At 57.9% G+C, this 14,602-nt stretch carries 13 protein-coding genes and 1 tRNA gene; 4 read left to right on the plus strand and 10 right to left on the minus strand.

Annotated features, from left to right (window positions below; all coding sequences use genetic code 11):
• Positions 1 to 266: 266 nt before the first annotated feature.
• The 8 genes from BGO16_RS07520 to BGO16_RS07555 all read right to left on the minus strand — a co-directional run bounded on the left by BGO16_RS07520 (position 267) and on the right by BGO16_RS07555 (position 8,078).
• Complete coding sequence (locus tag BGO16_RS07520) at positions 267 to 1,370, minus strand: hypothetical protein (protein ID WP_292617998.1); 1,104 nt, start codon at positions 1,368 to 1,370, stop codon at positions 267 to 269.
• Positions 1,348 to 1,809: an adenylyltransferase/cytidyltransferase family protein gene (locus tag BGO16_RS07525; protein ID WP_292617999.1), complete on the minus strand. Its 462-nt coding sequence runs from the start codon at positions 1,807 to 1,809 to the stop codon at positions 1,348 to 1,350. The genes BGO16_RS07520 and BGO16_RS07525 overlap by 23 nt, the downstream gene beginning before the upstream one ends.
• Before the next feature lie 11 nt (positions 1,810 to 1,820).
• A complete protein-coding gene (locus BGO16_RS07530) occupies positions 1,821 to 2,783 on the minus strand; it encodes a LicD family protein (RefSeq protein WP_292618000.1) in 963 nt (320 codons plus the stop codon).
• A 199-nt stretch (positions 2,784 to 2,982) separates the two neighbouring features.
• Complete coding sequence (locus BGO16_RS07535) at positions 2,983 to 4,320, minus strand: glycosyltransferase (protein ID WP_292618001.1); 1,338 nt, start codon at positions 4,318 to 4,320, stop codon at positions 2,983 to 2,985.
• Complete coding sequence (locus tag BGO16_RS07540; protein ID WP_292618003.1) at positions 4,317 to 5,858, minus strand: glycosyltransferase; 1,542 nt, start codon at positions 5,856 to 5,858, stop codon at positions 4,317 to 4,319. The genes BGO16_RS07535 and BGO16_RS07540 overlap by 4 nt, the downstream gene beginning before the upstream one ends.
• Positions 5,859 to 5,878: 20 nt before the next feature.
• Entirely contained in the window at positions 5,879 to 6,400 is a 522-nt protein-coding gene (locus BGO16_RS07545; RefSeq protein WP_292618004.1) for a hypothetical protein, read from the minus strand.
• A gap of 454 nt (positions 6,401 to 6,854) precedes the next feature.
• Entirely contained in the window at positions 6,855 to 7,046 is a 192-nt protein-coding gene (locus BGO16_RS07550; RefSeq protein WP_292618005.1) for a hypothetical protein, read from the minus strand.
• A gap of 807 nt (positions 7,047 to 7,853) precedes the next feature.
• Positions 7,854 to 8,078 carry a hypothetical protein gene (locus BGO16_RS07555; protein ID WP_292618006.1) on the minus strand — a complete coding sequence of 75 codons (225 nt, stop codon included), beginning with the start codon at positions 8,076 to 8,078 and terminating at the stop codon, positions 7,854 to 7,856.
• 426 nt (positions 8,079 to 8,504) lie between these two features.
• Between BGO16_RS07555 and BGO16_RS07560 the strand changes: the two genes are divergently transcribed.
• From BGO16_RS07560 to BGO16_RS07570, 3 genes are read left to right on the plus strand one after another with little or no spacing between them, the layout of a single operon-like run.
• Positions 8,505 to 9,917, plus strand: coding sequence for a cytochrome ubiquinol oxidase subunit I (locus tag BGO16_RS07560; RefSeq protein WP_292618021.1), 1,413 nt, complete (start codon positions 8,505 to 8,507; stop codon positions 9,915 to 9,917).
• Between the two features lie 5 nt (positions 9,918 to 9,922).
• Positions 9,923 to 10,927 carry a cytochrome d ubiquinol oxidase subunit II gene (gene cydB / locus BGO16_RS07565; RefSeq protein WP_292618007.1) on the plus strand — a complete coding sequence of 335 codons (1,005 nt, stop codon included), beginning with the start codon at positions 9,923 to 9,925 and terminating at the stop codon, positions 10,925 to 10,927.
• The gene (locus BGO16_RS07570; protein ID WP_292618008.1) at positions 10,927 to 11,043 is read left to right on the plus strand and encodes a DUF2474 domain-containing protein; all 117 of its coding nucleotides are present in this window, start codon (positions 10,927 to 10,929) and stop codon (positions 11,041 to 11,043) included. The genes cydB and BGO16_RS07570 overlap by 1 nt, the downstream gene beginning before the upstream one ends.
• Before the next feature lie 301 nt (positions 11,044 to 11,344).
• On the opposite strand, the gene BGO16_RS07575 is transcribed toward BGO16_RS07570, so the two are convergent.
• Together BGO16_RS07575 and BGO16_RS07580 are read right to left on the minus strand one after the other, a co-directional pair.
• On the minus strand, positions 11,345 to 11,818 hold the full coding sequence (locus tag BGO16_RS07575; RefSeq protein ID WP_292618022.1) for a VOC family protein: 474 nt from the start codon (positions 11,816 to 11,818) through the stop codon (positions 11,345 to 11,347).
• Between the two features lie 539 nt (positions 11,819 to 12,357).
• Positions 12,358 to 12,432: transfer RNA gene (locus BGO16_RS07580), tRNA-Gln, on the minus strand.
• Positions 12,433 to 12,699: 267 nt separating this feature from the next.
• On the opposite strand from BGO16_RS07580, the gene BGO16_RS07585 reads away from it, so the two are divergent.
• Positions 12,700 to 14,484 carry an acyl-CoA dehydrogenase gene (locus BGO16_RS07585; RefSeq protein WP_292618009.1) on the plus strand — a complete coding sequence of 595 codons (1,785 nt, stop codon included), beginning with the start codon at positions 12,700 to 12,702 and terminating at the stop codon, positions 14,482 to 14,484.
• The last annotated feature ends 118 nt before the right edge of the window (positions 14,485 to 14,602 follow it).

The raw sequence follows: 14,602 nt of genomic DNA on the forward strand, positions 1-14,602 counted from the left end.
CAATTGATCAGTTCGGACCGAGACGCTGTTGCGCCGATTCATATCGCACCGATCTACGCGAGGGCGGCCAGCGGAAGACGCCGCTCCTTGAGTGGCCATGTGCGAGCGACGCCGTTCTTCGAACGGGTGTGGCCGGCATGATCCGTTCCGCGAAGGCTCTCATGATAGTCATGACCAAACGGGATTCCGTGATGAAGTCAGTGGCGCTGGCTGGCAACGCATCCGCACCCCGCGCCTGGCCAGCGCTTTGAGCGAGTCTTCATGCTTCATTTTGCGCCAGGACGAGACTGCTTGGCGTAGTACAGAACCAAACCGGTGAGGCTCTCGGGGTTGGTTTCCGGCATGGCATGTGTCGGGCGCAACGTCCACGACTGAATAATCGCCTGTTGCGGACGGAACTTATATTCCTGCTCGAACAACCTGATATGACTCTTCGCGCTATCGATCCAATCTTTGTCCGTGCGATCTTTCGCCATGCCGTTATAGATAATGCCGATATCTCCTATCAGATTTTCTGCGCGCAAGACCTCCAGCTGATGGAAGAAACGCCGCGCGGCGGTCACCTGCTGCGGGCCGGCTGCAAACGGCACGTCCAGGTGCATGAATGCGAGGCTCGATCCGAGTCGATCGTGAAGTCCGCCAAGCCATTGTCGTAACTCTTCCTGCCATTCCGGCTGATACGCAACGCCACTCGGTTCGATGTCTCCGATCCGCACCGCCGGGAATGCCTCGCGATAAGCCTGAAGCACAGGCATCACGAGGTCGATGACCTGCTCGACCGGAAGGCGACAGCCCGGTTGCTTGCCCGGACGCCCTTTGTAATATCGTCCGAACCAGAGAGGCTCGTCCATGGCGATGTAAGCGATCGATCCTCCGGCGCTCTTTATCTTTTTTGAAATCAGTTTCGCACGAGCCGTCGTCGAGTAGCCCTCTACAGCGGGCCCCCCACATGCCGGATTGATCCTCTCCGGGCTGTTCATAACTCCAGCCTCGACAGCGATCGCGATATGACGTTCATTCAAGTTCTTTACGATCTTGTCGACCTGATCCTGTGGGGCGTGTTCGAGATATGAGCCGTAAAGCTGGAAGACAGTGACGGCTTGCGCTGCCTTTCGCCAGGGGGCGTCAGCATCGAACATATCAAGAAAATCAACCGCCCGATGCAGGGGAGAGGGTGGGACAGAGGCCTGAGGCGCAATCCAGATTTCGGTTGCCGACAGGCTGCCAAAGCTCGCCGAGAGCAGCAGCAGGTGGATTGAAATGATTAACCCAAGGAAACGACGCTGCTTCCTCATTTCACTTTTCCGGCGATCAGGATCGTTCCCAATTTGTGTCTGGCTGAAGCGTTTAATACCTGTCGAGTTGCGCACGCAGGTGATCGACCTTGTTCTTCATCGAAGCGATCGTATCACTGTCGATTTTCCTCAGATAACCCTTGATGTCGGTGGTGGAAATATTCGACGTCCGACTCACATATGTAACGATGCAGCCGGTCTCGGTTGACAGATGATCGAACTTTCCGACCCAATCGTCGCCCATGGCGAATATTCTGATCTCGTGCTTTCGAATATCACTCGTTTTTTGTTCCCAGGTGTTTTCTGGTATCACCAGGTCGACATATTTGCAGCTTGACAGGATTTCAGCCCTCTCCCTGTATCCGATGACCGATTTCTTTCCCTTGATTTCGTTGAATTCATCAGTGGAACACCCAACAATCAAGCGATCTCCGAGACTGCGGAGGCGTTGCAACAGGCGAACGTGGCCAACGTGAAATAAATCAAAGGTTCCGTAGGTGATAACGTTTGTCATGTTGAACCACCCTACCCCGAGCTAAGAGTGACATCGTTGGCGAGCATGAAATCCTCGTAGATTTTACGAATTGCCGGGTCAGAAAATTGTAGACCGTCGATAAAGCGCCGCAGGTGAACTGCCCGTTTCGCTTCTTTCTCGGTACCGATCAGGACTTCCAGCTTCACGCCCGGGAACAAGCGCTTCAGATCCAGGACCCAGAAGCTCTGGTCAGCACCGGTCAAGGTCACCTGGCCGAGATTGCCCTCGCAGATCATCTTCGCAGTCGCGTCGAAGTTCGCATCCGGTCGCATTTCGCACCGTCGATCCGCATCGGGAACGAATTCGGCAAGCCGCCCACGATTTAGGCTCGGCGGCAGACTTCTCACTCGTGTGGACAGCAGGGCATCATAGTCGAACTCGAACCTTTCCCAATCGGATCCCATCAGCTTAAGCGCGACCTTATCGTGCGAATGGACCACAATATTGGAAGCAACGTTACCGTATTCGTGCCGGATATCGTCCTCGTAATGACTGAAGACCCGCGCACGAAACGAATCGAGGTGAACGAAAGTGCCGGGCCGGACCCACGTCTCGGGAATTTGTTTTGTGTGGTACATGCCCCAGTTCGACAGATTCCTTATAAATCCTGATGCATCGACACTTGTGTAGAAGACGTCGATCTGCGCCCACGGCACCACAACGCGTATTCCGTCCGCAAGCTCGATGGAGGCATGGCGAGAATTCCCATCCTGTTGGAGCGCCAGAATGTGATATCCGCCGCCCGTGTATGGCGCAGCCACAGGCCAGCACACGTACCCACAGTCCCGCAGCAACGGCAGCACCACGGTCTCGAAGAGTTTAATCTGGTCTTCGAAAATGATCACATCCAGATCGTCATTCCACGGCGGCATGCGACCGTTTCGGACGTAGCCGACGATCGCGCCAGCGAATAAAAAATACTCGAGCTTATGGCGTTCGAAGACGCGCAGCACCTGTTTGTAGATCTCCCTGGATCCATCGGTTAGCTGCGCGTATTTCGCGTTGGATATCCCCGCTATCGACGTACGAATTGCCGGGAGCGAACTGTCGAATAAGGGTGTTGCTAGATTCACCTGTGAACTCGCTCCTCACACTCGCCCAGACGATTCCATGATTCCGTTGACCTCGCGGTCTGATTCAAACCACCTGAATTCAGACTGTAGCCTCATCTTTGATCGAGCATGATCGGTGGCCATAAAGCGCGCGCCCGGAGGTACCGGGCGAAAACTCTCTCCACAGGCTCAGATGAGCGTCCAGCATCTCGTCTTCGGTCCACGGCTGCTCGATAGACCGGTTAGTCGCGATCCATTGCTGTTCATTCCCGACCAGCTTCAACAGGAGTTCCGCCAATGATCGACCATCGCGCGGCAGGAAGGTGAACCCGTTTTTCTGCGGAATGACCCTTTCCTTCAGACCTGCAATTGAAGAAGCGATGACCGGTCTGCCGAACATCCACGCTTCAGAAACGACGAGACCGAAAATCTCCCACCACGTCGAGGGCACGATAACCCAGTCAATCGAGGCCATCCTCTCAGCCAGTTGATCGCGGGCGTATGCACCGTTCTCGCGCACGGTAATCTTGCCGGATTGAGATTTGCGCAGTTCCTCGACCTGCTGATTGATTTTCTCCAGATAGGGGCCGGATGCGTAATGCTTGTTACCGCCATTTATCTCGATCACGATGCCCGCCGCCGGAAGCCGCTGCTCTTTTGCGAGTAACAGCAAGGCGTCCAGTATGACGTCGACTCCCTTGTTATCGATGAATTGACCGAAGAAGCCGAAGCGATTGACCTGCCGGGAATGCTGATTGCGGTCAAACGCAGCACCCAGGTTTGCCTGACCGTTTGGTATGACGACACACTTGTCCTGGGGTAATCCCCATTCCACGTATCGCTCGGCGATAAACTCTGACGGAAAGACGAAAACGTCGCATTCCGCGAGAGCCGCTTTCAGACGCGTGGATCGGAGCGTAACGAACTCCGGACGAAGATCGGGGAAACACTTGTTGCACGAGACAGGAGAAGACGATCGGCAGAGATCGCGCGAGCCGCGCTTCACCATCTGCCCGTCAGCCATGCATATGGCCATCATTTCATGGAATGTAAAACAAATGACCGCATCCGGCGCTGCGATCCTGGCCGCCCGGATCGATTCCACTCCCACCCGATGATAGTGATGAAAATGAATGACATCCGGCTTGATCCGTTCGATCAGTTCTCGAAAAAACTGGATCGAGCGCCAATCGCCTACAGAAAGATGCAGAAAATCATAGTACTGCGGGAAGTAAAAATATTGCCGCTCTTCTCCCTGCACAGGAACGATGGGCGCACCGGGCTTGCCGTAGATCTGATCATGATTGGCCTCGAGTGCGGCGATAAAATAGGCTTCGTGTCCTTGCTTCAGGCTGGCCTGAAACATTTCAAACGCGACCTGTTGAGCGCCACCTGGTGCTACCGAAGGATGAAGGTAGCTAACGTAGATAACTTTCATGGCGCCCGCCTGCTCACCTTGGCGAGATGCTTGTCAAAGTACTCGCCATGTTCCACTGTGAAAAAGTAGCGATTTGCCATGGAGGCACCGCGGTATTCCTCGCCTCGGGCGCGTGAACCCTGTCCCTCCAGATGCACGAGGCGGATCTGGGGGTGTATGCAAACGGGCCCGTTCGATGCGCTCCAACGCAAAGATAAATCGGCATCTTCGTAGTGGCCATAGATGTAACGCGTGGAGAACCCGCCCAGCTTTTCGAACATGGGCTTTTCAAAGCCCATCACCGCGCCGGTTATCGCCGGCACGACCTTGGGTTTCTTCCACTCCCGTTCGGAGAAAGGCACTCCCTTGTCAAAATGCTCGACACGTAGCAAACGTCCGGATGGAGCGAGCAGGGAGTCGTCCGTCCGGTTCAGAGAATTGCGTCGCACGAACGAATCGTTATCGATGAACATGCCCGAATGCATGAGATTGTGATCATCGTAGAACAGCAATCCGCCCCACAATGTTTTTCCCAATTTGGCCTCGGCAAGCACTTGCTTCATCTGCCGGGCGTAGGCCGGAACCGCATATACATCGGGATTGATAATGAAGATCCGGCTGCTTGCAGCGTGATCGATGGCGACATTGTTTGCTGCGCCAAACCCCGCATTGTCACCCAGAACAATGACGGTGATCATCACGTCGTACAGGTCCGACATCAGGCGCGCGTATCGCAACACCTCGTCAGCGTCCTCGGGCGAGTTGCAGACGTAGATCCACTCGCCGAAGTCTATTCCGGCTGCACGAAACAGCATCGGCTGAAGCTTGATCGGTTCGGTCGAACCAAACAGCACCGTCACGAACGAGCTGAATACCTTGCGCGGCCTGAATCGCTCGACGTACGAGCTGGAAATAGCCGATGCCACGTGAGACCGGAAAAGCTGGATGAGGGCTTTTCCCGAAGCTCCACAGAGAAAGCCATTCAGAGCCGCTGGTTTTCCAGAATGCGATTCACACGTCGCGATGATTTGCAACAACGTATTAAGAACGCGCTTGTCGGATACGATCTCAGGAGTAACCTTTGTCTGAAAGGTTCCGGCCAGCGAGGCGACCTGGAACAGCAGCGACTGCTTCAGCAGAGTCTTTGAAGGCGATTGCCCAAAGGCAATAAATCCGTAGTCGTAAGCGCCGTCCCGGACGTGTTGCTCGACATCCTTCCGGGCCTGCCTGAAACAGGCCGTTCGCGGCAGATCGATGGTGAACTCCCCGCCGATAAGCTTCATGCGCGGGGTCTCGCAACCTTCATCGGCAAGCCATCCGATAATCAGGCAAAAGCCCGACTCCGACACCAGGTACCGCTCGACCGAACAAGCCACGGCCCCGGTTTCGCGGCGAATGGTAGAATGCTTGTTCTCGTCGATGCCGAACCGAAGATAATGGTCCAGCGCGCTGACTGCTTCACCCGAGGTCAACGCGGTGCGCGCGAGCGGATTGGATTCGAGGTAGCGGGACTCGTCAAAGTTACGAATGGCGACAGGAAGCAGCGGCACTTCTAACATGTTCGTTCCTCAACCAAAAATCAGCGAGGCGCAGCGGGGAGCGCCAACCCGCGGTATCCGCGCCTGACAAAATCGTCATGCGCGTGTTTTTCTTCGACCGTTTGCCGAACGCGCATGTAGCGACGCGCGTACCATTTGGCGTCGACACCCGGCTTGGATGGCAACCTTCCTTCGGCATATCCGAAATTTTCGAAGTGCTCCGCAGCGCTGGCGATTTTTCCCTCGAGCATCGCCTGTGCAACGTCGGGATAAGTTTCAAGATACCATTCGCTGTCTACGATCGGTCGCGAGCCAAGGCGCCCCTCAAGATATCCGATCGCTCGAAAGTGCGCCCATCCCGATGGAAACCGACTATTGCTGACAGCATCCGCGATATCAGGGTAAGTCGTGAGATACCAATCTTCGTCGAAATCCCATGAGGAAATGTATAAATCGAGAAGCCCCACCAGTATTTTCCGAGGGAGTCTGACCTCGTCTGCATCGGTTTTGAATTGATCAGGCAAATCACCAAAAGCAACCCGGGGATGCGGGATATTCACCATTCGTCCTCGTCCTCATTAGAATTCCTCAACATGTGCTCCGCGCCCCCCTCAGGTCCACGGAAGCATATCTCAAGGCAACGACCCTTGATGCGTTTCTCCCCTTTGTCGGCAATGGTGAAATTCGGCATGTCGTTGAACTGCTGTCATCGATAATTCGCACAAGCTGTTTTTCCGTTCACAAAATACGAGTGCTTTAATTACAATCCGAACCTCGATGCACCATTCATGTAACGACATCTGCGAGGGGATATCTCGTCTCGACCCTCAGGCGGTGTATCCGCGCTATCTATTGCGCGCCGTATGCGTAAAGCGATTTAGGTCAATCAAGAAGTCGCGCGACAGGTTTAGACAATCTTCGGATGTGGACCCGCCCTTGAATCAAATTGCAAAAAGCGGACCTGGCTCCCTTGATGTCGAGTATCCCAGGATGTGTTCCGAGTTTTCAGAGGCGGGCTCAATCCATTTCATCGTTATCGATTGACGACATCTCGAAGGCCTTGACGCCTGGCATCCGGGTCGCCTTTTCGTCATTGATCTGGTGCGTCAGCGGCGCAACAGTTCGGATCGTGCCGCTTTTCGATTTACGTGCGCGCGATCCCCCAACGTGGTCGGCACTCATAGCTGGCGAACTCGACTTCGGTTTCAAGCTGCGCAAGAGCATCCATCAGCAGATCGATGACACAGGGCGCAGTTGAGCAGCCGGACGAGAAAAGGATGGACGGAGCGAAGCGCTCAAAGGCAAGCGCAGCACGCACACAGATTCTCGCCGAGATCAGGACGAGTGCCTACGCCGCACATGGGATCAAGCTGTTGTCGGGAGAAGCCACAAGTTGCGATAGCGGCCCCAGGCTTTGACGCACGCAAACTCCTCAAGCTGCCGCAGCCTATAGGCAGCATGGCAGCCTGGAAACGAATTCGGATCCAGCCCCCGAGTCGAACAGCATCAATTGCGCGCGGGCTGAATGACATCACAGGTATTCGCAGACAAGCAGATGGCGCATAGCAGCGTCGCCAAAATGACGCTAACTCGAATGGTTTCTTCTCGGATATGCTCTGCTGGCCGGTGTCAGTGTCGCCGGCAAAATGGGGCTGCCGGTCTTACGTACCCGTTGACTGGCAGCCCCGATCAGACCTGCCGTGCTGTACGCTGAACATCGGATCGGTCCGTTGGGATGTGGTATACGAGCCCGGCGATCGGCTGTGGGGCTATTGAAATATCGCGCTGATATCGGTGTGCTGGCAGTGATTGGTTTCGCTGGTCCAGGGATAGTCTTTGCCAGGTTGGGTAAGGCTTCAAGGCAGATTCACTGGTGTTGACGTGTTTTCCGTCGTCTCGGGTTATTTGATCACTCCGCAGTTCTACCGCTGACATCGGAAACAGCGAATTCTCCATCTTGAGATTTCACGACCGGCGCGACAGCCATATGGGCGTTGTCTAGCAGCACCGATCCCGCTATGCGCCTGCAATCGCGCGCGCCACCATACGGTCATGTTCGATCGGCTTCGCGCGGTTGGCCTTCGATGAGATGCAGGCCGTGATGCCTCGGGCCACGAGCGCCTGGCGGAGCCAGTTGGCGTCGTAGCCCTTATCGCGAAGCAACTGCTTCGCGGGCGGCAGCGCATCGGTCATCAAAACCGCGCTCTTACACTCGCTCATCTGGCCTTCGCTGAACAGCATGACGACAGGGCGGCCTGGACCATCGCACAGGGGCAATTGCTGGAACCGACCCGTGCGGAACCGCGCAGACTGATCAACGTCCGCGCCTGAAAGGCAGATGGAACAAGCAAGGATCCGTAGATGTTGATGAGGTCATGAGATATCATGTTTCAGAAGGGCTGCGGTGAATAGCTTTCGGCCCGGCGGCAAGGCGAACTGCCTGCTTTCCCTAGCTGTAAAGTGAACGCCCGGTCTCGAACCCCTGCGATGCTGATTGGCAACGGTGCGTTCGCATGACCAGTTCAACACCAGCGTCTACAGCTTCAACACCAGCGTCTATGGCTACGACGATGGCGATCGCTGCGTTTACAGCGGCCATGCAGCGGCATCGACGGAGCGTTATTTAACGAGGAGAGACGGGGCTTTGTAAAGGGAGGAGCGGCAATGTTGCCTGAGATTCTCGACCCCGTAACTCTCTCGCGCGCGCAATTCGCCTTCACGGTATCGATCCACTTCATTTTCCCGGCTTTCTCGATTGGACTCGCAAGCTATTTGATGGTGCTCGAGGGGCTGTGGCTCGCGACGGGTCGGGATGTCTACGCCCATCTCTTTCGCTACTGGCTGAAGATCTTCGCAGTGGTGTTCGGCATGGGCGTCGTTTCCGGTATCGTCATGTCTTACCAGTTCGGAACAAACTGGTCGGTGTTTTCGAACAGGGCCGGGCCGATCATCGGGCCGTTGATGGCCTATGAGGTTCTGACGGCATTCTTTCTCGAAGCCGGCTTTCTGGGCGTGATGTTGTTTGGCATGACGAAGGTCGGGAAAGGCCTGCATTTCTTCGCGACCTGCATGGTGGCGCTCGGAACACTCATCTCGGCGACATGGATCATCGCGGTCAATAGCTGGATGCAGACGCCGGCGGGCTTCGCGATCAACGACAAGGGGCAATTTGTTCCGGCCGGATCGTGGCTGCCGATCATTTTTACGGCAAGCTTTCCCTACCGCCTCGTCCACACGGTGATCGCAGCCTATCTCACGACCGCTCTTGTCGTCGGCGGCGTCGGTGCCTGGCACTTGCTCCGGGACCGGACAAATCCAGGCGCGCGCAAGATGTTTTCGATGGCGATGTGGATGGTGGCCATCGTCACCCCGATTCAAATTCTGGCGGGGGACGCGCACGGGCTGAACACTTTGGAGCACCAGCCAGCGAAGGTGCTTGCAATGGAAGGCGATTTTGAGCCGAGCCCCAATGGAGCGCCGCTTGTCCTGTTCGGCCTGCCGAGCAATGAGGCGGCGCGCGTGCGCTACGCGTGGTCGGTGCCGCATATCGGTTCGTTGATCCTCAAGCATGATCCTTACGCGCCGCTTCAGGGGCTCAAGGACTTCCCGCAAGATCAATGGCCTCCGGTGGCAATCGTTTTCTGGTCATTCCGGATCATGGTCGGACTGGCGATTGCGATGTTCGGTCTTGGCCTCTGGAGTCTGCTTGCTCGCCTCCGGGGAAGGCTTTTCGACTGGCCCTGGCTGCACCGCGCCGCGATACTGATGGGACCAGCCGGCTTTGTTGCAGTGATCGCAGGCTGGGTCACGACGGAAGTCGGCCGCCAGCCTTTCACGATCTACGGCCTGATGCGCACCGCCGACTCTCATTCACCCATCGCGGCACCGGCGGTGGCGGCCTCGCTGATTGCCTTTATCCTGGTCTATTTCGCCGTCTTCGGCGCAGGCACCTACTACCTTCTGCGGTTGATGTCGAAGCCACCCGGACCCGGAGAGGAAGAACCGGCTCGTATGCCGCTGCGCGCTACGGGGATCACGCCAGCAGCAGGCGTTATCTCAGACCCCATGGTGTCGGAGTAAACACGATGGGCAGCATCGATCTTACTCTCATATGGGCCGGCATCATCGGGTTCGCGGTCATGGCTTATGTCGTGTTGGATGGTTTCGACCTCGGTATCGGCATTTTGTTCCCGACCTTGGCGGTCGGGGATGAACGCGACCAGGCGATGAACTCGATCGCACCGGTCTGGGACGGCAACGAAACCTGGCTTGTCATGGGCGGAGGTGGGCTCCTTGCGGTCTTTCCACTGGCATATGCAATCATTTTGCCGGCAACGTATCCGCTCATCATCGCGATGCTGCTCGGGCTTATCTTCCGTGGCGTCGCCTTTGAATTCCGTTGGCGTCATCCACGTCATCGACCACTCTGGGATTTTGCCTTTTCGCTCGGTTCTCTGGTTGCGGCTTTTGCACAAGGCGTCACGCTCGGCGCGATCCTGCAAGGAATCCCCGTCGAGAATGGCGCGTATGCGGGAGGCTGGCTCAACTGGCTAAGCCCGTTCAGCATGCTGACAGGCGTGGCCGTGGTGATCGGCTATGCATTGCTCGGCGCGACCTGGCTCATCTGGAAAACGGAGGGAACGAACCAGAGCCACGCCCGGCGCGCAGCGTTTTGGCTCGGCATCGGAACACTCGTCGCGCTTGCCGCGGTCAGCGCGGCCACGCCATTTCTGAGCTATGACTACTGGCGACGATGGTTCGCCATGCCCGGCGTGCTGCTCACCGCGCAGGTCCCGCTGCTCGTTGTGATCTGCGCGGCGACGTTCTTCTGGAGCCTGCGCGCCAGGTCTGAACGACTGCCCTTTCTGATAGCGCTGGCTCTATTCCTTTTGAGTTTCGTCGGGCTTGGCATCAGCGTCTATCCGTATGCGGTCCCGCGCGCGGTGACGATCTGGGATGCGGCTGCACCACCCCAGAGCCAGTTTTTCCTGTTGGTTGGAACGCTCATCATCATCCCGCTCATACTTGCCTACACGAGTTGGGCATACTGGGTGTTCCGAGGCAAAGCCGGTCGAACGGGCTATCATTGATGAAAACAGCCTCACCGCTTTGGAAGCGACTCGTCTGGATGGGCGTAATCTGGATCGCGAGCGTCGCCGCGCTCGGCGTCGTTACCGCGGTGATCCGGTTGTTTCTGAAAGGCTGACTTGCGGCCGGCTCTTTGATCGTTTCAGGCGGGAAGCATAGCTGCGCATTCAAATTCCAATTGACGAGGCCGGCATGTCCGACAACACGAAGGCGGTCGTTGACCGAACGCTGCTGAAGACATGCGCCGTCAGCAGACAAAAAGGTGAATCCGTACACTTTGAACAACACGCCCTCATGAAAGCGGATGTGCCAAACGAGCTTGGGTGAACGGGGTCTCTGCACACCGGTGCGCCGCGGGTGGATATTCCGGCGCGTTACGCGCCCGAATCCAATCTTGCTTCACTGTCAACTTGGGACTGTCAGCCTCGCCGAGCCTTCTTGATCGCCGCGACGTCGATCTTCTTCATGGTCATCATCGCGCTGAACGCGCGTTTCGCTTCGTCGCCGCCGGCAGCCATCGCTTCGGTCAGCACGCGCGGCGTAATCTGCCAGCAGATGCCCCATTTGTCCCTACACCAGCCGCACGCGCTTTCTTGACCGCCATTGCCGACGATGGCGTTCCAGTAGCGGTCAGTTTCTTCTTGATCATCAGTGGCGATCTGGAATGAGAAGGCCTCGCTGTGTTTGAACGCGGGACCGCCATTGAGACCGAGACAGGGTATGCCGGCGACCATGAATTCGACCGTCAGCACATCGCCCGCCTTGCCGGACGGGTAGTCGCCTGGGGCATGGTGAACGGCGCTCACCGAACTGTCAGGAAAGGTCTCGGCGTAGAAGCGGGCCGCAGCCTCGGCGTCCTTGTCGTACCACAGGCAGATAGTGTTCTTGGCAATTGCCATCGCTTGTCCTTCCGCCCTGGAAGTTAATTCCGACCCAGTTTTTTTCGCACGTGGGGAGCCTCGATCATCTGTCCACTTTAGGTCAAACCGACGGCGCCTCAAATACTACTCAAGAGTGACTTTCCCGATCAGATCTCGCCAATGCAGTCGCAGAGCACGCTCGCAACCGGATCGAGCGATTCATTAGCCAGATCAAGCGCGGCCCCTCGGGCACCAAGTTTACGACAGGCGCGGCGCCAATTATGCCTCGGCGATGGCCGTATGAATTAATGATATCCACGCCCCAAACAGACAGGAGTCCATCATCGCAGGAATGGACTGCCACCGTCCGGTGGCAGTCTGGATCGAACGATGTCTCCGGCCTCGGCCTCCCAAAACGGGGATATCCCGAACGTCAGCCGGAGACTTTTGGCATTTCAAGCGCCTCCAACCATGAAAGGGGGTGCACGGAGGCGAAAGCTGAATGCACAAAACCCGCCATTGGCGGGGCCTTTCGCTAATCTTTTGGAGATTTCAGAAAATATCAGACCGGCTGGCTGGGGCGGGAGGGATCGAACCTCCGAATGGGGGAATCAAAATCCCCTGCCTTACCGCTTGGCTACGCCCCAATGGCCCGGAACGCGCGGAGCGCAGTTCTTGCGGAGTCCTCCGGCCCCGACGGTCTATAGACAGTATCCTGTTTTTTCAACCGGCCGAAGACGCCCGAAGGCGGTTTGGCACGCTTCAAACTTCTTCGGAAAGCCGCCCGGTTGAAACCGGCCTGAGGGCCCAAAGCCGGATCACTCCCAGTTCCGCGGGATGTGGGCTCATCACCCATAGTATATGTAGTATGACGGAGAGCTCGCCCCTGTCGGCCATTGCTCGCGAGGCACGCCATGACCTATCGCGCACCGATCAACGACATGCTACTCGCTCTCAATTACGGTGCCGGGCTAAAGGCCGCGGTCGAAGCCGGCCATTACGGCGACTACGATCCCGAAATCACCGCTGCGGTGCTTGAGGAAGCCAGCCGGTTCGCGAGCGAGGTGCTGGAGCCGCTCGACCGCATCGGCGACCAGCATGGCGCCAAACTGGAAGATGGCCACGTGACGACCGCGCCCGGCTGGCCTGATGCCTACCGGCGCTGGACGGCCGCGGGCTGGAACGCCGTCTCAGGGCCGGAGAATTTTGGCGGACAAGGGTTGCCGCTCGCGATCAACGCCGCCTGCACCGAAATCTGGAGCGCGGCGAATGTCGCGTTCGGTCTGTGTCCGCTGCTGACGCTCAGCGCGATCGAGGCGCTCGCCGTACACGGCAGCGATAACCTGAAAAACATCTATCTCGCAAAACTGGTATCCGGCGAATGGACCGGTACGATGCAACTGACCGAGCCGCAGGCGGGCTCGGACGTCGGCAGCCTGCGCAGCCGGGCCGAACGGGCCGCCGACGGCAGCTATCGCATCTCCGGCACCAAAATCTTCATCACCTATGGCGACCATGACATGACCGAGAACATCGTGCATTTCGTGCTCGCGCGCCTGCCCGAAGCGCCGGCGGGCACCAAAGGGATTTCCCTTTTTCTCATCCCGAAATTTCTCGTCAACGCTGACGGCTCGCTCGGGGCGCGCAATGACATCCACGCCAGCGGCATCGAGCACAAGCTCGGGATTCATGCCTCGCCGACCTGCACCATGACCATGGGCGACGACGGCGGCGCCGTCGCCTTCCTTGTCGGCGAGGAAAATCGCGGCATGCAATGCATGTTCACGATGATGAACCAGGCCCGGCTCGGCGTCGGGCTCGAAGGCGTCGGCATCGCCGAGCGCGCCTATCAACGCGCGCTGGCTTACGCGCAGGAGCGCAAGCAGGGCCGCGCGGTGGGCAACTCCGGCGACGGCATGGACGCCATCATCGTGCATCCCGACGTCAAGCGAATGCTGATGCAGATGCGCGCGCGCACCGCCGTCGCCCGCACGATCTGCTACGCCACCGCCGTTGCGCTGGATGTGGCGGCGCGTGCGCGCGATCCTGACCTGCGCACGGCCGCCGCCGCCCGCGGCGCGCTGCTGACGCCGGTGGCAAAGGCGTTCTCGACCGACATCGGCAACGAGGTCGCCTCCCTCGGCATTCAGGTTCACGGCGGCATGGGCTTCATCGAGGAGACTGGCGCGGCGCAGCATTATCGGGACGCCCGCATCACTTCGATCTACGAAGGCACCAACGGTATCCAGTCGATCGATCTGGTGACGCGAAAGCTCGGCGCCGACCGCGGCGCAGCGGTGTTCGCGCTGCTCGACGAACTGTCGCAGACCGTCCAGCGCGTGGAGGCTTCGAACGATCCCGCGTTCGGCACCACCGGCATGAGACTGCGCGACGCGGTCGGGTCTCTCGAACGCGCCAGCAAGTGGCTGCTGCAGCGGCTGGCATCGTCGCCGAATGATGCGCTCGCCGGCGCGACACCCTATCTGCGGCTGTTCGGATCGACGCTCGGCGGTTGCAAGCTCGCCGAAGAAGCCCTCGCGGCGCATGACGCCGGCGAGGAATTCGGCGACGCCAGCCGCTACGTCACGCTGGCGCGCTTCTTCGCCGAGACCGTCGCGGTGCAGGCTCCGGCGCTGGAGCGCACGGTGATCGATGGCGCCGATACCGTGAACGGCGCCGATTCGGTGTTGCTCTCCTAGAGTCATTCCGCTTCTGATAGAGTTCGAAGCGGGGTTCTGATTTTGATTTGACGCGTTTTCTTCACGCGAACCGGTATCCACTTCGCTCGAAAACGCTATAGATCGCGCGACACGGGAC

Origin of the sequence: Nitrobacter sp. 62-23, from assembly GCF_001897285.1 — a bacterium.
Classification (GTDB): Bacteria; Pseudomonadota; Alphaproteobacteria; order Rhizobiales; family Xanthobacteraceae; genus Nitrobacter.